The following is a 16,485-nucleotide window of genomic DNA, read 5'->3' as shown; positions in this document are numbered from 1 at the left end:
CCGTCCGCGTGTCCGGGGCGAGGACGGGTCGTCCGCCGCTCGCGAGGCACCCGTGCGGCGCGGCCGGGCGCACCCGCCCCTGGAATATACCCCCGGGGGTACTCGTGTTACCGTCGAAGACATACCCCCGGGGGTAAAAATCCGCTTGGAAGGGAGCACGAGGTGTTCTTCGTCGACACGATCGAGGTGCCGGGGCTCGGCAACCGCAGCTATCTCGCCGGCGGTGAGCAGGCGGCCGTGGCCGTCGACCCGCCGCGCGACGTCGACCGGGTGATCGCCGCGGCGGCCCGGAGGGGCGTACGGATCAGCCACGTCGTCGAGACCCACGTCCACAACGACTACGTCACCGGCGGCCTGGAACTCGCCCGCCTCACGGGCGCCGCCTACCTGGTCCCCGCCGACGCCCGCGTCTCCTGCGCCCGCACCCCGGTGCGCGACGGTGACGAGGTGACCGTCGACCCCGGGGCCGGCCTGACCCTGCACGCCCTCGCGACACCCGGGCACACGCCCCACCACACCTCGTACGTCCTGCGGGAGCGGGACGAGGCGGTCGCGGCGTTCACCGGCGGATCCCTGCTGATCGGCACGGTCGGCCGCCCCGACCTCGTCGAGCCGCGCCTGACCGAGACGCTCGCCCGCGCGCAGCACGCCTCGGCCCACCGGCTGGCCGCCGAACTCCCGGACGGCACGGCGGTGCTCCCCACCCACGGCTTCGGCAGCTTCTGCTCCGCCGGCCGGACGGAGGGAGACTCCACCACCATCGGCAAGGAGCGGGCGTCCAACGAGGCGCTCACCCGGGACGTGGACACCTTCGTCGCCGGCCTGCTGGCCGGACTCGACGACGTCCCCGCCTACTACACGCACATGGGCCCCCTCAACGCGGCCGGGCCCGCGCCGCTCGACCTGACCCCGCCCGCCGCGGCCGACGCCGAGGAGATCGCCGGCCGGCTGGCCGCGGGGGAGTGGGTCGTGGACCTGCGCAACCGCGTCGCCTTCGCCGAGGGCCATGTGGCGGGCTCGCTCAACTTCGAGGCCGAGGGCAAGCTCGCCACGTACCTGGCCTGGCTGATCCCCTGGGGCAAGCCGGTCACCCTGCTCGCCGATTCCGCCGAACAGCTCGCCGCCGCCCAGCGGGAACTAGCCCGGGTGGGCATCGACCGCCCCGCCGCCGCGGCCACCGGGGGCCCGGCGCGCTGGGTGCGCGAGGGCGAGACCCCGGCCTCCTTCCCGCGCGCCACCTTCGCCGACCTCGCCGACCGGCGCCGGGACGAGCCCGTCGTCGTCCTCGACGTCCGCCGGGACGCCGAGCGGGCCGGCGGATTCGTCGAGGGGTCGGTCCACATCCCGGTCCACACGCTGCACGGCCGTCTCGGCGAGATCCCCGACGGCCAGGTGTGGGTGCACTGCGCGGGCGGCATGCGCGCCGCCGTAGCCGCCTCCCTGCTGGACGCGGCGGGCCGGGACGTCGTCGCCGTGGACGACGGTTTCGAGGGCGCCGAGCGGGCCGGCCTGACGGCCCGGAACGTCTGACGGCACCGGGCACGCGATGCACACCGTACGACCGAGGAAAGGAGCGGACACCACCATGAGCGTCTTCCGGCGGAACCGGGGCGGCCCGGGCCGCGTGAGCGTGCGGGAGGCCGCGGCGCGCACCGGTCACCGCGGCGCGGCCGAGGGCGGCGGCGCCGCGCTGCTCGACGTCCGTGAACGCCACGAACGGCAGGCGGGGCACACTCCCCGCGCCGTCCACCCGCCCCTGTCCGCCCTGGCGGCCGGAACCGGTCTGCCGCCGACGGCCCGGGCGCGCCCCCTGGTGGTCTGCCGCACGGGCCGCCGCTCCCGGCACGCCGCCGAACCGCTCGTCGTCCGTGGCGCGGACGCCGTCGACGTGATCGGCGGCATGGAGGACCGGGCGCGGGCCGGACTCCCGGTCGTCGGCCGGCCCGGCGGGAGCGGCACCGTCACGTGAGCGCTCTGATCCTCGCCCTGACCGCCGGGGCCGTCGTCGGCCTCACGCTGGGCGCACTCGGGGGCGGCGGCGGTGTCCTGGCCGTCCCGGCCCTGATCTACCTGCTCGGTCTCACCCCGGTCGCGGCCACCACCGCGAGCCTGGTCATCGTCGTCGTGACCTCCGCGGCCGCCCTGTCCGCGCACGCCCGCGACGGCCACGTCCGGTGGCGCGCCGGACTGCTGTTCGCGGCGGCGGGCGTCGTCCCGGCGGTGCTCGGCGCCGCGCTCGCCGTCCGCCTGCCGGGCACGGTCCTCACGGCCGCCTTCGCCCTGGTGGCGGGGGCGGCCGCGGTCCGCATGCTGCGGCGGCCCGGCCCTGCGGACGAGGACGTCCCGGTGCGGCCGGTCCGCGCGGCGGCCGCCGGTGCCGGACTCGGCGGGGTCACCGGCGTCCTCGGCGTCGGCGGCGGCTTCCTCGCCGTACCGGCGCTGGTGGGTGTGCTCGGTCTGCGGATGCGGGCGGCGGTGGGCACCAGCCTGGTGGTCGTCACCGTCAACGCGCTCGCCGCACTCACCCAGCGCACCGGCACGATCGACACCCTGGACTGGACGGTCCTCGGGCCGTTCGCCGGGGCCGCGGTCCTCGGCGCCTGGGACGGCAGGCGCCTGGCCGCCGAGGTCTCCGGGGCGGCGCTGCAGCGCGTCTTCGGCGTGCTGCTGCTGGCCGTGGCCGCGCTCATGCTGATCGACGCGGTGGTGTGATGAGCACCGACGGACGGCCCCGCCGCCCGGCCCTCACGCCAGCGACAGGAACAGCTTCTCCAGCCGGGCGCGCATCTCCTCGGCGTCCTCGCCGTTCCGGCGGCCGGACTCGATGTCGGCCACGCACTGCTGCAGTCCCGTGGCGATGATCGCGAACCCGGCCCGGTCCAGCGCACGGGAGGCGGCGGCGAGCTGCATGACGACCTCCTCGCAGTCGCGTCCCTCCTCGATCATCCGGATCACTCCGGAGATCTGGCCCTGCGCCCGGCGCAGCCGGTTCAGCACGGCCTTCAGACTCGCACCCTCGAGCTCCAGCTCCACGACCACTCCTTGATGAATACCCCTCGGGGTATAGTACGTCCCGATTCGGGACGGCGTCGACCAGTAAGGATCACACCAGTCATGACCGCCCCCCTCACCCCCGTCGCCCTCGGCGTCGACCAGGCCCGCACCCGCCTGCCCGGGTTCACCGTCATCGACGTGCGCACGCCCGGCGAATACGCCTCCGGTCATCTGCCCGGCGCCCTGAACATCCCCCTCGACCACGTCCGCCGCGCCCTGCCCGAACTGCGCGACGCCGCCCGGCGCGGTGACCTCCTGGTCGTGTGCGCCTCCGGCGCCCGCTCGGACACCGCCGCCGGGCTGCTGGCCGAGCACGGCGTTCCCGCCGCCACGCTCACCGGAGGGACCAACGCCTGGGCCGCCGACGGCCATCCCCTCGACCGGCCCGCGGCCTGCGACACGCGCGCCGGCTGGAGCATGGAACGCCAGGTCCGTCTCACGGCCGGCACCGCGGTGCTCCTCGGCCTCGTGCTCGGCCTGCTCGTGCACCCGACGTTCCAGCTCCTCTCCGCCGGCATCGCGGCCGGTCTGGTCTTCTCCGCGCTCACCGACACGTGCGGCATGGCGGTCCTGCTCGGCAAGCTGCCCCACAACCGGCCGCGCGCGACGGATCTGGACGCCACCCTGGCAGCCCTGCGCGAGCGCTGAGGGCGGGCGGACGGGTTCCGGGAATGCGCCGTCCCGCCCCGGCGTTGCACCCCCTGTCCGTGACATGCCACCAGTGACCGGTGGGTGTCCGGGTGCACAGTGAGGAGGCCGTCCATGACGAACAAGGGTGCACGCCCGGTCGTGACACTGAGGTCGACGGCGGGGACCGGCGTGACGTACACGACCCGGAAGAACCGCCTGAACGACCCCGACCGGCTGGTCCTGCGCAAGTACGACCCGGTGGCCCGGGCGCACGTCGCGTTCCGCGAGGCCCGGTGACCCGCCGACGCCCGGTCCACGCCCGACCCGGAGGAGAGCACAGCCGTGAAGGTGCGCACGTCGTTGCGCTCACTGAAGTCGAGGCCCGGGGCGCAGATCGTGCGCCGACGGGGCACCGTCTTCGTGATCGACAAGAAGAACCCGCGCTTCAAGGCCCGCCAGGGCTGACGAACCGCCGGTGAACCGGCCGGGCCCGGTCTCCCGCATCCCGCGGGGGCCGGGCCCGGCCCGTGCCCGCGGACGGGTCAGTCGGCCACCGCCTCGGGGTCGCGGTCGGACGCCGGCCAGACGTACGGCAGGTCGTCCGGCGCCCCGGGGAAGAGCTCCCCGTAGAAGGCGGGGTCCTTGCGCACCAGGGCCGAGCGGTGGCTGCGGTGCAGGGCGTCGTCCCCGAGCCAGGGCGGCAGCTCACCGGCCTCGGCCAGCTCCCGCTGACCGCGCACCGGCGCGCCGGGCCGGACGGAGGCGAGATCGGCGACGAGGGTGGCGGCACAGCTGTCCTGGTGGCCCCGGTCCCGCCAGACCCGGCAGATCTCCAGGCCGTAGCGCACCAGCGCCTCCTCGTAGCCGGTCCACATGCGCACCGCCGGATGCCGGCGCCAGCCGTAGCCGGGGACGATCAGGCCGCGCAGCACCTGGATCGCCTCGACCCGCTGCTTGCCGAGCCGGCGCCGGTCGAGCACCAGCGCCGACTCGTGGAAACCGGGGTACGGCAGAAAGGTCTGCATCGGGCCGTCCGAACCGTCGAGGACCGCCGCGGCCTCGGAGCGCGGCTCACCGCACCACAGTTCCCCTTCCGCGGCGGCGCACACCCGCGCGGGTCAGCCGAGGTTGCCCAGCCTCGCCTCGCGCCACAGGTCGACACCGCCGTCGGTGGCGTACGCGTCGATCTCGGCCAGTTCCTCGTCGCCGAAGTCGAGGTTCTCCAGCGCGGCGACGTTCTGCTCGAGCTGCTCGGTGCGGGACGCGCCGATGACCAGCGAGGTCACGCGCGGGTCCCGCAGGGCCCAGGCCAGCGCCATCTGGGCCAGGGTCTGCCCGCGGCGCGCCGCGATGTCGTTCAGGGCGCGCAGTCGGTGCAGCATGTCGTCCGTCAGCCAGGCGGTGTCGAACGACTTGCCCGCCGCGGCCCGCGAGTCCCGCGGGACGCCGTCCAGATAGCGCCCGGTCAGCAGGCCCTGGGCGAGCGCCGTGAAGCCGATGACCCCGAAGCCCTCCTCCTGGGCCACGTCCAGCAGCCCCTCCGTCTCGATCCAGCGGTTCAGCATGCTGTACGACGGCTGGTGGATCAGCAGCGGGGTCCCGAGGTCCCGCAGGATGGCCGCCGCCTCGCGGGTGCGCTCGGCGTCGTAGGAGGAGATGCCGACGTAGAGCGCCTTGCCCTGACGGACCGCGGTGTCGAGCGCGCCCATGGTCTCCTCGAGCGGAGTGGTGGCGTCGAGGCGATGGGAGTAGAAGACGTCCACGTACTCCAGCCCCATGCGCTTCAGGGACTGGTCCAGCGAGGCGAGCAGGTACTTGCGGGAGCCGCCGCCCTGCCCGTAGGGGCCGGGCCACATGTCCCAGCCGGCCTTGGTGGAGATCACCAGCTCGTCCCGGTACGGGGCGAGGTCCCGCTTCATCAGCCGGCCGAAGTTGATCTCGGCGGCGCCGTAGGGCGGACCGTAGTTGTTCGCCAGGTCGTGGTGGGTGATGCCGAGGTCGAAGGCGCGCAGCGCGATCTCGCGCTGGGTCTCGAAGGGCCGGTCGTCACCGAAGTTGTGCCAGTAGCCCAGGGACAGCAGGGGGAGGTCGAGCCCCGAGCGGCCGGTGCGCCGGTAGCGCATGGTGCCGTCGTAACGCTCGGGATGGGCGATGTGGTTCATCGGGTCGTCTCCGGTGGTGCGATCAGGGGTGTCCCGTGGGATGGTGCGGATCCCCGCCCACAGTGCCCCCGCGTGATCGGGAAGTCCAACCGATCCTCTCCATGGGATTCAGCAGCACGGCTTCTGAATCGAAGGCTCTGCACCGGGGCCGGCCGGAACGACGGACCGGCGGCCGTCCCCGGCGGGCAGGAGGCGGGGACGGCCACCGGCATCCCCGGCCCTCCCCCTGCGGGGAGGCCGGCCATGCACGTCCGTACGCCGACCGGCGGCCCGGCCGCGGCTCTGGTGGTGTCCGTCCCCCTGCTGGACGGCCCGGCCGCGGCCGCTCCGTCCAGCGACACCGCGGCCCCGCCGGCCGCCGCCCGCGTGCCCACCCACGACGCGAGCGGCTCCGCGGAGTTCGCGTCCGCGGCCGACCGGGAGGGCGACGACCTGGAACGGGAGCGTCGACGCCGTCGAACGGCGCCCGGCCGCGCCCGGGCAGCGGGACGGCATCCGGGTCCTGGCGGACGACGGGCGGCCGCACGCCCGGCCCGCCCCCTGGGCGAGGGCACCGTCCGCATCGGACGCCAGGCAGGGGACCAGGGCTGTCACACGGTCCGCGTCTCGGCCCACGAGCTCGGCCACATCCCGGGCCTGCCGGACCGCAAGCCCGGTCCCTGCTCCCGCCTGACGTCCGGTTCCAGCGCGGGGGTCCCGTGCGCGAACCCCTTGCCCGAACGCGGCGGAGAGGGCGGAGGCCGAGGAGAACATCGCGGAAGCGGCCTCCGCCGGGCCGCCGGCGCCGCGGGGCGTCCCCGTCCGGGACTGACCGGCCGCGCGGACCGGTGCACGAGACCGCTCAGCACGGTGCTCGTGTGACTGGTGTGGCTGAAGTGCCTTCCGGGGTGGTTGCCGCTACAGTCGAGTCAGGACGCGGCGCCGGAAATCTCCGGATTCGCCCCATGCGTTGGTGGTCCAAGGAAAGACACCCCGCTTCCCGCGGGGAGATGCAGGTGCAAGGCCTGCCCAACGCTCCGCCGCGAACCCCCGCCCCGGAGCCCCGGGGCGGGGGTTCCCGCCGTCGGGGCGGTTCAGCGCTGCATCGGCATGCTCCAGCAGTTGGACCTGGCCGGCTTGCCCGCGAGCCGGTCGGCCAGCCAGGACACCGCGTCGCCCTGGTCGGTGAGGAGCGGCGCCAGGTGGTTGGTGAGGATCTTGTCGCCGAGGTTCGGCAGGGCGACGGCCTTGTAGGTGACGTCGGCGCCCTTGCGGCACCAGTCGACCGCCAGCTGCCGGGACTGCGCGTGCGGCACGATGTCGTCCTGGACGCCGGTGACCAGCCGGACCGGCCCCGTGGGCCTCAGCGAGCCCAGGCGCTGCTCGTCGAGGACGGCCTGGGCGCGGGGCTCGCCGGCCATGACCTCCGCGATGCTCTCGCCGCTCGTCGTCCACTCGGTGCTCTTGGTGAACCCGTGACCGAGGATCCCGTCGCCCACGCAGGTGGTGGAGATGTCCTCCAGAGCGGCCCGTCCCGTGGCGTTGACGTTCTCCTCGACGACGTCGCGCAGGTCGGGCTCGGCCTGGGTGAAACCGTTGATCGCCCAGCCCAGCGCGGCGGCCAGGGCGCTGCCGTCGATGCCCTTCATGACCTCCGTCAGGTCGGCGGGCGGCGCACCGCTGTAGGTGCCGACGAGGTTCACCTCGGGCGCGTACGTCCGGTGGAGCTCGGCCGCGGAGGCGCTGGCGCCGCCGCCCTGGCTGTAGCCGTACATGCCCACCCGGGAGCCGGCCGTGACGGACGCGCCCGGCACGGAGCGCGCCGCACGCGCGGCGTCCAGCATGGCGTGGCCCTGGTCGACGCGGTTGACGTAGGTGTGGAGCCGGTCGGTCGCGCCGAGGCCGACGTAGTCCGTGACGACGACGGCCGCACCGGTGGCGAGGAGGCGGTGGACCGCCAGGTTGTCGTACCCGACCGACAGGGTCCGCCCGCTGAGGACCAGTGGGCGCTCCAGCGCGAGCGAGGGCGCGCACTGGTCGCCCTGGCCCATGGTTCCCGAGCCCACGACCACCAGGGGCCGGGGGCCGTGGCCCCTCCAGTCCGCCGACGGTTCGATGTACGCGCCGGTCACCGCGACCCGCTCCCCGGTCGAGTCGGTGGACGTGTACATCAGACGGGTGGCCGTGCCGGGCAGCGGCCGGCCGCCGAGACCGGGCAGGCTCAGACCGAGGCGCAGCGGCTCGTGCCGGATCAGCACGCCGTCGGCCGACGGCAGTTCGGAAGGCGGGGTGTAGAAGGCGGGGACGGTCACGCCCCGGGACACCACGGGGTCGCTCGCAGCGGCCGGCACGGTGGTCACGCACACACAGGCGGTCGTGGCGACGACGGTGGTCAGCGCACGGCTCAGACGGCTCACGGCTCGCTCCTCACTCCGCTCAAGAAGGTGAGCCGGAAACTAGCACCGCTTACTTACCGCCGGTAACACGTACGTGAGTTACGGAGCGGTAACTATTCGCCGCCCGCCCTCTCCGGACAGCGCGAGAACGGGCCCCGCCGGTCGCCCGGCGGGGCCCGTCCGCTGTCGGTGCGTCAGGTCAGGCCGTGTGCAGGGTCAGCCCGTAGCGGTCGAGGATCTCGTTGACCGGCTGGAACCAGGTCTCGCCCCCGCCGGAGCAGTTGCCCCAGCCGCCGGAGGTGACGCCCTGGGCCTGGTCGCCGCTGATGAACGCGCCGCCCGAGTCGCCGGGTTCGGCGCAGACGCTCGTCTTCGTCATCTGGTGCACCGCCCCCTGGCTGTAGTTGACGGTCTCGTTCTTCGCCAGCACGGTGCCGCAGTGCCAGCGCGTCGTGGAGCCGGAGCGGCAGACCGAGGCGCCGACCGGCGCCTCCGCCGAGCCGCGGACCAGCCGGTCCGGGACCGTGCCCCAGCCGAGCACCACCGGTACCGTCCACCAGCCGCTGCCCACGTTGACCCACGCGTAGTCGTTGCCCGGGAACGAGGAGCCCTGGAAGGTGCCGATGTGCGAACCGTCCCAGCCCCGGACCCCGGCGCCGGCGTTGCCGCAGTGCCCGGCGGTGACGAAGCCTCCGTGGACCGAGAAGCCTATGGAGCAGCGGACGTTGCCGGTGTAGTAGGGGTCGCCGCCCACCGTGCCCGCCGCGAAGGTGCGGGCCGCGGCCGGCACGGTCCGCACCGTGACCGGGCCGGCCACGCGGGCCCGGTCGACGAACCGGCGGACATCGTTGTCGGTCCGCTCGCCGCCGACGACGTTCACGACGACCGCGTTGGCGGCCGGATCCACCGACCAGCTGCTGACGCCCGCGGGCGCGTCGAGGCGGTCGATGCGGGACTTGGCCGCGTCGAGCCGGCGTGCGCTGTGCTCGACGGTGCGGACCCGTGCGCCGGAGTCCCGCAGGGTCCGGACCGTCGAGGTGTCGGCGTCCGGGGTGACGGCGACGGTCAGCTTCCCGCTCCCGGCGTCGAACCAGGCGCCGCCGTAGGCGGATCCGGCGGTCCTGCGCGCCTCGGGGGCGAGTTCGGCGGCCGCGCGTTCGGCGGCCAGCCGGGCCTCGGCCTCGGCGCGGGACAGGCCGAAGTCCCGCTGCATCGCCTGCAGCAGACCGGCGGAGGCGGGCGCGGAGTCGGCGGACGGGGCGGAGGGGGGTGAGCCGGGGGCGTCGTTCGCCGAGGCGGGCAGGGAGCCGGCCGCGGCCCAACTGCCGATCATGAGCAGGGCGGCCACGTCGGCACGGACGAGTCTGGTGCGTCTCATGGAAGGTGTCCTTCGTCGTTCCAGCAAGGTGGGGGTGGAACAACCGCAGTGTGAGAGCGCTCTCAAGGGTGCCCGGCAGAGCTTAGCGGCTCAGTTATGTCAGGTCTATGCCAATACCGGATCCGTTTCCGCCCGTCACGGGCGGGGTGGCGCGTCCCTGCCCGTCGAAGGGGACCGGCGCAGGTCCGTGCCGACGCACGGGGGCTTCGGCACGGGTCGGCGGTGCGGGCCGCGCGCCGTCACGCTCCGGAGGGGATGCGCAGGGCGAGCAGGGCGACGTCGTCGTCGTTCCCGGAGGGGCGTGCGCGCTCCAGCAGGAGGTCGGTGAAGGCCTCCAACGGGCGGTGGGCCAGGGAGGCGGCGTGCCGGCGCAGCAGGTGCAGACCCTCGTCGAGGGAACGGCCGGGTGACTCGATGAGGCCGTCGGTGTACATCACCAGGGTGGAACCGGGAGGCAGTTCGGCCACCGAGTCGGGGCGCGGCCCGTGGGAGCCGGCACCGAGGAGGACGCCGTGCTCCTCGGCGAGGTAGCGGGCCCGGCCGTCATGGGCGACCAGGAGCGGCGGCGGGTGACCGGCGTTGGTCCACAGCAGCCGCCACCGGCCGTCGTCGTCGACCGTCATGTGGGCGAACAGCAGGGTGGCCATGGGGACCTCGGTGATGTGCAGGATGGCCTGGTCCAGTCGCTCGACGACCCGGCTCGGGGGTTCCTGCTGCGCCCAGGCGTAGGCACGGAGCATGTTGCGGATCTGAGCCATGCCCGCTGCCGCGTCGAGATCGTGTCCGACGACGTCCCCGATGGCCAGCGCGGTGGCGCCGTTCGGCAGGGTGAACGCGTCGTACCAGTCGCCCCCCACCTGCGAGGCGTCGGGAGCGGCCAGGTACCTGGCGGTGATCGGCAGGCTGGGGATGCGCGGGAGCTGGGGCAGGAGATGGCGCTGCATGGTCTCGGCGACCTTGCGCTGCCGCTGGTAGAGGCGGGCGTTGTCCAGGGCCAGCCCGGCCCGGCGGGTGATGTCCTCGAGCAGGGGGAGATCGGCGGCCGTGAGCGGCTCCGACCGCCGGGTCCGGCCCAGGGTCAGAGCTCCCAGTACCTCGCGCACCCCCCTGATCGGCGCGATGGCCGCCGAGTGGATGCCGGTCTCCTCGAAGAGGCGCCGCTGCTCGACGGCGATTCCGGAATCGGGCGTCCCCTGGTAGGTCTCGGGCCCGGCGAGCGCCGAGGAGACTCCCCGCAGCGCGCGGGAGAGGGGCATCGGGGACTCCTCGGGCACCGGTGGCATCGGCCCCTGCAGGTCCTCGCGGTGCACGAGGCGCCCGTTCTCCGCGTGCACCACCGCCGAACGCCGCACCTCGTCGTGCTCGGTGATCAGGTCGACGATCGCCCAGTCCGCGAGCTGCGGCACGACCAGGCTCACCAGCCGGCGCAGTGCCTGCTCGACGTCGAGGGTGGAGGTCAGCTGGGTGGTCGTCTCGGCCAGCAGGGCCAGCCGCTCCAGCTCCGAGAGGGGGCCGTGGAGCCGGTTCGACTCGGAGTCGGCCACGTAGTGGTCCCCCGGGAGGTGGAAGAGCACCAGGGTCGTTTCGCTCTCACCTTCCGTGTGGCACGGGGTGATCAGCCAGGAAACGGGGATGAGCGAGCCGTCGCCCCGCTCGAACCACTCGTTGTCGGACTGCTGCGTCCGGCGGGCCATGTACGCCGGTCTCATCCCGCACTGCGTCCTGGGCAGCGCAGCGCCGTGCCTGCTGCGGTGCAGCAGGTCGTGCGCGTCGTGGCCGAGCAGCTCCCCGGCGGGGCGGGCCAGCAGCCGCTCGGCGTGCTCGTTGACGGCGAGGATGCATCCCCGGTCGTCCACCACGTAGGCGCCGGTGCCGATGGAGTCCAGCAGCGCGGAGAGCGAGGGCGACGCGGTCGGCAGGCGCCGCCCCTCGGTGCCGTCCACGGTATCCGGGCCCGTCACGTGCCGCCCCTTTCCGACCGGAGCGGGATCGGACGCCCTGAGAACCTCCTCGTCCCGCTCCGTCACGTGAGGCTCTTCCAGCCAGTATCCCGCGAAAGGGCGTGTGAACCCCTTGTGACGAGGCCCTCACCACCGTTGCCGGGCGCTCGCCGGTACCGCACGCGGTGTCCCGGGGCCGCCCCGACCGCACCGTGCCGGGGGAGCCGGAAGCGGCGCAGGGCCCGTCGGGCGTCGTTCCCCGCCGCGGGGCCGGAGCGGTCCGGGGCCGGCGTGGCCGGCAGCGAGGTGTTGGCCGGGCCCGTCGGGGCGGCCGTGACCACGGAGTCCGGAGCCGGCGGCCACCGGATCCGCGGAGCGTCCACGACGGCGGCGGCCGCGTCCGCCGCGTCGTGCGCGCGTCCCGCTTCCGGGACCCCGGCGGCTCGCGCGTCGCCCACGCCGTCGACACCGCCGGAAGAGCCCGGCGGTTCCCCCTCACCGGCGACGGCACGTCCCTCACCCGCACCCTGCCCGCCGGAGCCGTCACCCGCTCACGAGGCGGCGCGCCGGACGAGGCGCCCGTGGTGCCCCGCGGTCGGCGCGGTCCGGCGTACGCCGACGTCAGTACGCGCGGTTACTCCCGTCGGCAGACGTCCTCGCCGCGCGGACCCGGCACCGTGGTGGGCGTGAAACTCAGCCGCCCCGCACGCCGGGCCTCCCTCGTCGTCCACGTCGTCGCCTCCGCGAGCTGGCTCGGGCTCACCCTCGGTCTGCTCGCACTCGGCACCGCCGCGAACACCACCGGGTCCGCGGCCACCGTGGAGGCGTCCGTCCGGGCCATGAAGCTCTTCGCCGACCGCCTCCTGCTCCCGGTCGCCTTCCTGACGCTCCTCAGCGGCCTGATGCTGTCGCTGGGCACGCCGTGGGGACTGGCGAGGCACCGGTGGGTCTGGACGAAGTTCTGGCTGACCCTGGCCACGACCACCGCGACCGTGTTCGCGCTGCGGCCCGGGGTGGACACGGCGGCCGCGGCCGTGGCCGCCGGCCACCCCCTTCCCGACGGGGGCGACGTCCTGATGGGGCCGGTCGTCTCCCTGTCCGCCTACGTCTTCATGACGGTGATCTCGATCCTGAAGCCCTGGGGCCCGACCCGCCGGGGCCGCCGCCTGCGGGCCGCCGCCCGGCAGCCGGGGACCGCCGCACCGGCCCGCGGGTGAGCGCGGCGCCCCGCCGCCGCGTCACAGGGTGCGCTCCAGGCGGTCCGCCGCCAGCTGCACGAAGCGTGCCGGGTCCTTCGGCCGGCCGCCCTCCGCCAACACGGCCAGGGCGTGCAGCAGTTCGGCGGTCTCGGTGAGCTCCGCGCGGTCCTCGCGCTCCCGGTACGCCTGGTTCAGGCCCTTCACCAGGGCGTGGTCCGCGTTGAGCTCGAGGATCCGCTTGGTGCGCGGCACCTCCTGGCCCATGGCCCGGTACATGCTCTCCAGCGCCGGCGTGAGATCGTTCGCGTCGGCCACGAGACAGGCCGGGGACACCGTCAGGCGCGTCGACAGGCGCACTTCCTTGACGTCCTCGTCCAACTGCTCCCGCAGCCAGCCGAGCAGACCGGCGTACTCCTCGGCCTGCTTCTCCCGGTCCTCCCCGGCCTTCCCGTCGTCCTGCGCGCCGAGGTCGATCTCGCCCTTGGCGATCGACCGCAGCCGCTTGCCCTCGTACTCGCCCACGGCGTCGACCCACACCTCGTCGACGGGGTCGGTGAGCAGCAGCACCTCGATGCCCCGCTCCCGGAAGGCCTCCATGTGCGGGGAGTTGTCGATGCTCTCCCGGGACTCGCCGGTGATGTAGTAGATGTCGTCCTGCCCGTCGCGCATCCGCTCCACGTACTGCTTCAGCGTGACCGTCCCGTCCTCGCCGTGCGTGGTCGCGAACGAGGACACCGCGAGGATGGCGTCACGGTTGTCGGAGTCGGTGACCAGACCCTCCTTCAGCACGGTGCCGAACTCCCGCCAGAACGTGGCGTACCGCTCGGCGTCGTCGGTCATCATGCTCCTGACCGACGACAGCACCTTCTTGGTCAGGCGCCGCTGCATCATGCGGATGTGCCGGTCCTGCTGGAGGATCTCGCGGGACACGTTGAGCGAGAGGTCCTGCGCGTCGACGACACCCTTCACGAAGCGCAGGTACGGCGGCAGCAGCTCCTCGCAGTCGTCCATGATGAACACGCGCTTCACGTACAGCTGCACCCCGCGCTTGAAGTCCCGGGTGAACAGGTCGTGCGGCGCGTGCGAGGGGAGGAACAGCAGGGCCTGGTACTCGAACGTGCCTTCGGCCTGCAGCTGGATGGTCTCCAGCGGATCGCGCCAGTCGTGGCTGATGTGCTTGTACAGCTCGTGGTACTCGTCCTCGGACACCTCGTCGCGCGAGCGCGCCCACAGCGCCTTCATCGAGTTCAGCGTCTCGGGCTCGGCCGCCTCGCCGCCGTCGCCCCGCTCGCCGACGAGCCGGACGGGCCAGGTGATGAAGTCCGAGTAGCGCTTGACGATCTCCTTGATCTTCCACACCGAGGTGTAGTCGTGGAGCTGGTTGTCGGGGTCGGCCGGCTTGAGGTGCAGCGTGACCGAGGTGCCCTGCGGCGCGTCGTCGACCCGCTCCAGGGTGTACGTGCCCTCGCCGCGCGACGTCCAGCGCGTGCCCTGCTCCTCACCCGCGCGCCGGGTCAGCAGGGTGACCTCGTCCGCGACCATGAAGCCCGAGTAGAAGCCGACGCCGAACTGGCCGATCAGCCCCTCCGCCCCGGCCGTGTCCTGCGCCTCGCGCAGCTCCCGCAGGAACTCGGCGGTGCCCGAGTTGGCGATCGTGCCGATGAGCTGCCCGACCTCGTCGTACGACATCCCGATGCCGTTGTCCCGCACGGTGAGCGTACGGGCGTCCGGGTCGGTCTCGAGTTCGATGTGCAGGTCGGAGACGTCGGCGTCGAGCGAGTCGTCCCGCAGCTTGGCCAGCCGCAGCTTGTCCAGCGCGTCGGAGGCGTTGGAGACGAGTTCACGGAGGAAGACGTCCTTGTTCGAGTAGACCGAGTGGATCATCAGCTGGAGCAGCTGACGGGCCTCTACCTGGAACTCAAACGTTTCGGTCGGCATGGTTCGCGATTACCTCACTGGTCCATGGATCGCCGGGATGTGGCGCTGTAAGCGTAATAAAACACTGGGTCACCCCGGGCCCGCGCCGGTCACCGCCGCGTCGAGGAGGGGCCCGAGTTCGCGGGCGACCGTCGTCAGTGCGCGGACGTCCCGCTCGGCGCGGGCCATGAGGAGGGCCCCCTCCAGGGAGCTGATCATGAGTGTGGCCAGCGGTTCGGCGCGTTCCCCGGGCACACCCATGCCCGACAGGGCCCGGGCCACCGCGCCCGTCCAGTGGGCGAAGGCGGCGGACGAGGCCTCGCGCGTCGACGCGGTGGACTCCGCGCAGTCCACGGTGGCGGCGGCGACGGGGCAGCCGCCCGCGAAGCCGGTGGTCCCGTACTCGTCGGTCCACTGCCGGACCATCTGCGCGAACAGTCCGCTGGGCGTGGGCTCGGGAAGGGCCGCCAGGAACCGGTCGACGCGCTCGGCCGCGTACCGGCCCGCCCAGCCCACCGCCTCGTTGACGAGCTGCTCCTTGCCGCCGGGGAAGTAGTGCTGGAGCGATCCGCGCGGCGCCCGCGCGTGCGCGGCCACCTCGCGCATCCCCGTGGAGGCGACTCCGTCGCGCCGGATGAGCTGGGCCGCGCTGAAGACCATCCGCTCCCGCGGCCCTCGTCCGGACACCGCCATCCCGACCTCCCGCCGCCGGATTCCCTCTCCCGCACTCTATGACCGCTGTCATGACGGCCGCTACTATGACAGCGGTCATAGCAGGGGGACACCGGGCCCCGCCCCGCGGACCCGCCGGTGTCCACGAGTGCGGCGGCGCCCGATCGCGGCGCGGGCCGGAAACGGCGGTGCATCGTGTGCGTCGGCTTCATCGGACTCGGGGTCATGGGCCGGCCCATGGCGCTCAACCTCGCCCGCGCCGGAACGCCCCTCGTCGTCTGGAACCGCACCGCCGCCCGGTGCGCACCGCTGCGCGACGCCGGGGCGGAGGTCGCCGAGAGCCCCGCCGAGGTCTTCGAACGAGCCGGCACCGTGTTCCTCATGCTGGCCGACGAGACGGCGGCCGACACGGTGCTGGCCCGCGGCACCCCGGACTTCGCCGCCCGCGTCGCCGACCGCACCGTCGTCCACATGGGCACCACGTCGCCGGAGTACTCGGCCGGCCTGGAGACCGCCGTCCGCGCCGCGGGCGGCGCGTACGCGGAGGCCCCCGTCTCCGGATCGCGGGTCCCGGCGGAGCAGGGGCAGCTGGTGGCCATGCTGGCGGGCGACACGTCCGCCGCGGCGTCGGTGCGGCCCCTGCTCGCGCCGATGTGCCGCGAGACGTTCGACTGCGGTCCGGTCCCGAACGCCCTGCTGATGAAGCTCTCGGTGAACCTGTTCCTGATCACCCAGGTCACCGGACTGACCGAGGCGTTCCACTTCGCCGACCGGCACGGGCTCGACCGCCGCCGCTTCCTCGACGTCCTGGACGCGGGCCCGATGGCCAGCGCCGTCTCCCGGATGAAGGCCCCCAAGCTGCTCGCCCGCGACTTCACCGTCCAGGCCGCGGCCACGGACGTGCTCAAGAACAACCGCCTGATCGCCGAGGCCGCCCGCGAGGCGGGCCTGGCCTCCCCGCTCCTCGACGTCTGCCACACCCTCTTCGAGGAGACCGTGTCCCGGGGGCACGGGGGCGAGGACATGGTGGCCGTGCTGCGCGCGCTGGAGGCCAGGACCGCCGGCGCGCACTCCGGCGGGTCGGCGGGCGGAGGAGCCTGACGTCCGGCCGGATCCGGGCGGACGGCCGGTTCGCCGCCGGGCGTGCGAGCATGGGAC

At 73.9% G+C, this 16,485-nt stretch carries 16 protein-coding genes and 1 pseudogene; 9 read left to right on the top strand and 8 right to left on the bottom strand.

Going from position 1 to position 16,485, the window contains the following annotated elements:
• Positions 1-162 precede the first annotated feature (162 nt).
• Genes FHS37_RS26630 through FHS37_RS26620 form a run of 3 tightly spaced genes read left to right on the top strand, consistent with a single transcriptional unit; the run spans position 163 to position 2,712 of the window.
• On the top strand, positions 163-1,530 hold the full coding sequence (locus tag FHS37_RS26630; protein WP_184825693.1) for an MBL fold metallo-hydrolase: 1,368 nt from the start codon (positions 163-165) through the stop codon (positions 1,528-1,530).
• 55 nt (positions 1,531-1,585) lie between these two features.
• Positions 1,586-1,969, top strand: a complete 384-nt coding sequence (locus FHS37_RS39885; RefSeq protein WP_184825691.1) for a rhodanese-like domain-containing protein — start codon at positions 1,586-1,588, stop codon at positions 1,967-1,969.
• Positions 1,966-2,712 carry a sulfite exporter TauE/SafE family protein gene (locus FHS37_RS26620; protein WP_184825689.1) on the top strand — a complete coding sequence of 249 codons (747 nt, stop codon included), beginning with the start codon at positions 1,966-1,968 and terminating at the stop codon, positions 2,710-2,712. Before FHS37_RS39885 ends, FHS37_RS26620 begins: the two co-directional genes overlap by 4 nt.
• A gap of 33 nt (positions 2,713-2,745) precedes the next feature.
• On the opposite strand, the gene FHS37_RS26615 is transcribed toward FHS37_RS26620, so the two are convergent.
• Entirely contained in the window at positions 2,746-3,033 is a 288-nt protein-coding gene (locus FHS37_RS26615; protein WP_164344140.1) for a metal-sensitive transcriptional regulator, read from the bottom strand.
• An 81-nt stretch (positions 3,034-3,114) separates the two neighbouring features.
• On the opposite strand from FHS37_RS26615, the gene FHS37_RS26610 reads away from it, so the two are divergent.
• The 3 genes from FHS37_RS26610 to ykgO all read left to right on the top strand — a co-directional run bounded on the left by FHS37_RS26610 (position 3,115) and on the right by ykgO (position 4,149).
• Positions 3,115-3,702: a rhodanese-like domain-containing protein gene (locus FHS37_RS26610; RefSeq protein WP_184825687.1), complete on the top strand. Its 588-nt coding sequence runs from the start codon at positions 3,115-3,117 to the stop codon at positions 3,700-3,702.
• 114 nt (positions 3,703-3,816) lie between these two features.
• Positions 3,817-3,981 (top strand): 50S ribosomal protein L33, encoded by a 165-nt coding sequence (gene rpmG, locus FHS37_RS26605; RefSeq protein WP_184825685.1) that lies wholly within the window; start codon positions 3,817-3,819, stop codon positions 3,979-3,981.
• A gap of 45 nt (positions 3,982-4,026) precedes the next feature.
• Positions 4,027-4,149 carry a type B 50S ribosomal protein L36 gene (ykgO, locus tag FHS37_RS26600; protein WP_184825683.1) on the top strand — a complete coding sequence of 41 codons (123 nt, stop codon included), beginning with the start codon at positions 4,027-4,029 and terminating at the stop codon, positions 4,147-4,149.
• 77 nt (positions 4,150-4,226) lie between these two features.
• Here the strand turns inward: ykgO and FHS37_RS26595 are convergent, their stop codons facing one another.
• Both FHS37_RS26595 and mgrA read right to left on the bottom strand, forming a co-directional pair.
• Entirely contained in the window at positions 4,227-4,709 is a 483-nt protein-coding gene (locus FHS37_RS26595) for an MSMEG_6728 family protein (RefSeq protein ID WP_184825681.1), read from the bottom strand.
• A gap of 93 nt (positions 4,710-4,802) precedes the next feature.
• Positions 4,803-5,846 carry an L-glyceraldehyde 3-phosphate reductase gene (gene mgrA / locus FHS37_RS26590; RefSeq protein WP_184825679.1) on the bottom strand — a complete coding sequence of 348 codons (1,044 nt, stop codon included), beginning with the start codon at positions 5,844-5,846 and terminating at the stop codon, positions 4,803-4,805.
• Positions 5,847-6,089: 243 nt separating this feature from the next.
• Between mgrA and FHS37_RS26585 the strand changes: the two are divergent.
• A pseudogene (locus FHS37_RS26585) lies at positions 6,090-6,657 on the top strand (snapalysin family zinc-dependent metalloprotease).
• A 262-nt stretch (positions 6,658-6,919) separates the two neighbouring features.
• Here FHS37_RS26585 and FHS37_RS26580 read toward each other — a convergent pair.
• The 3 genes from FHS37_RS26580 to FHS37_RS26570 form a co-directional block, all read right to left on the bottom strand.
• Positions 6,920-8,242, bottom strand: coding sequence for a lipase family protein (locus FHS37_RS26580; RefSeq protein ID WP_184825676.1), 1,323 nt, complete (start codon positions 8,240-8,242; stop codon positions 6,920-6,922).
• Between the two features lie 178 nt (positions 8,243-8,420).
• Complete coding sequence (locus tag FHS37_RS26575) at positions 8,421-9,599, bottom strand: S1 family peptidase (RefSeq protein WP_184825674.1); 1,179 nt, start codon at positions 9,597-9,599, stop codon at positions 8,421-8,423.
• Between the two features lie 239 nt (positions 9,600-9,838).
• Complete coding sequence (locus FHS37_RS26570; protein ID WP_184825673.1) at positions 9,839-11,560, bottom strand: SpoIIE family protein phosphatase; 1,722 nt, start codon at positions 11,558-11,560, stop codon at positions 9,839-9,841.
• A 665-nt stretch (positions 11,561-12,225) separates the two neighbouring features.
• On the opposite strand from FHS37_RS26570, the gene FHS37_RS26565 reads away from it, so the two are divergent.
• A complete protein-coding gene (locus FHS37_RS26565; protein WP_184826072.1) occupies positions 12,226-12,756 on the top strand; it encodes a DUF2269 family protein in 531 nt (176 codons plus the stop codon).
• A gap of 21 nt (positions 12,757-12,777) precedes the next feature.
• Here FHS37_RS26565 and htpG read toward each other — a convergent pair whose 3' ends face one another.
• Together htpG and FHS37_RS26555 are read right to left on the bottom strand one after the other, a co-directional pair.
• Complete coding sequence (gene htpG, locus FHS37_RS26560; protein ID WP_184825671.1) at positions 12,778-14,676, bottom strand: molecular chaperone HtpG; 1,899 nt, start codon at positions 14,674-14,676, stop codon at positions 12,778-12,780.
• A gap of 69 nt (positions 14,677-14,745) precedes the next feature.
• Positions 14,746-15,348 (bottom strand): TetR/AcrR family transcriptional regulator, encoded by a 603-nt coding sequence (locus tag FHS37_RS26555; protein ID WP_184825669.1) that lies wholly within the window; start codon positions 15,346-15,348, stop codon positions 14,746-14,748.
• A gap of 174 nt (positions 15,349-15,522) precedes the next feature.
• Between FHS37_RS26555 and FHS37_RS26550 the strand changes: the two genes are divergently transcribed.
• A complete protein-coding gene (locus FHS37_RS26550) occupies positions 15,523-16,428 on the top strand; it encodes an NAD(P)-dependent oxidoreductase (RefSeq protein ID WP_184826070.1) in 906 nt (301 codons plus the stop codon).
• Positions 16,429-16,485: the final 57 nt, after the last annotated feature.

The sequence above is a fragment of the Streptomyces griseomycini genome, assembly GCF_014203535.1.
Lineage (GTDB): Bacteria > Actinomycetota > Actinomycetes > Streptomycetales > Streptomycetaceae > Streptomyces > Streptomyces griseomycini.
Note: the sequence above shows the minus strand (reverse complement) of the source record. Positions and strands in the feature narration are given on the sequence as shown.

Bases quoted from the DNA above. Each gene is read 5' to 3' on its own strand.
- mgrA (WP_184825679.1), bottom strand. From the start codon at position 5,846: ATGAACCACATCGCCCATCCCGAGCGTTACGACGGCACCATGCGCTAC.
- FHS37_RS26575 (WP_184825674.1), bottom strand. From the start codon at position 9,599: ATGAGACGCACCAGACTCGTCCGTGCCGACGTGGCCGCCCTGCTCATG.
- FHS37_RS39885 (WP_184825691.1), top strand. From the start codon at position 1,586: ATGAGCGTCTTCCGGCGGAACCGGGGCGGCCCGGGCCGCGTGAGCGTG.
- FHS37_RS26595 (WP_184825681.1), bottom strand. From the start codon at position 4,709: ATGCAGACCTTTCTGCCGTACCCCGGTTTCCACGAGTCGGCGCTGGTG.
- FHS37_RS26610 (WP_184825687.1), top strand. From the start codon at position 3,115: ATGACCGCCCCCCTCACCCCCGTCGCCCTCGGCGTCGACCAGGCCCGC.
- FHS37_RS26555 (WP_184825669.1), bottom strand. From the start codon at position 15,348: ATGGCGGTGTCCGGACGAGGGCCGCGGGAGCGGATGGTCTTCAGCGCG.
- rpmG (WP_184825685.1), top strand. From the start codon at position 3,817: ATGACGAACAAGGGTGCACGCCCGGTCGTGACACTGAGGTCGACGGCG.
- htpG (WP_184825671.1), bottom strand. From the start codon at position 14,676: ATGCCGACCGAAACGTTTGAGTTCCAGGTAGAGGCCCGTCAGCTGCTC.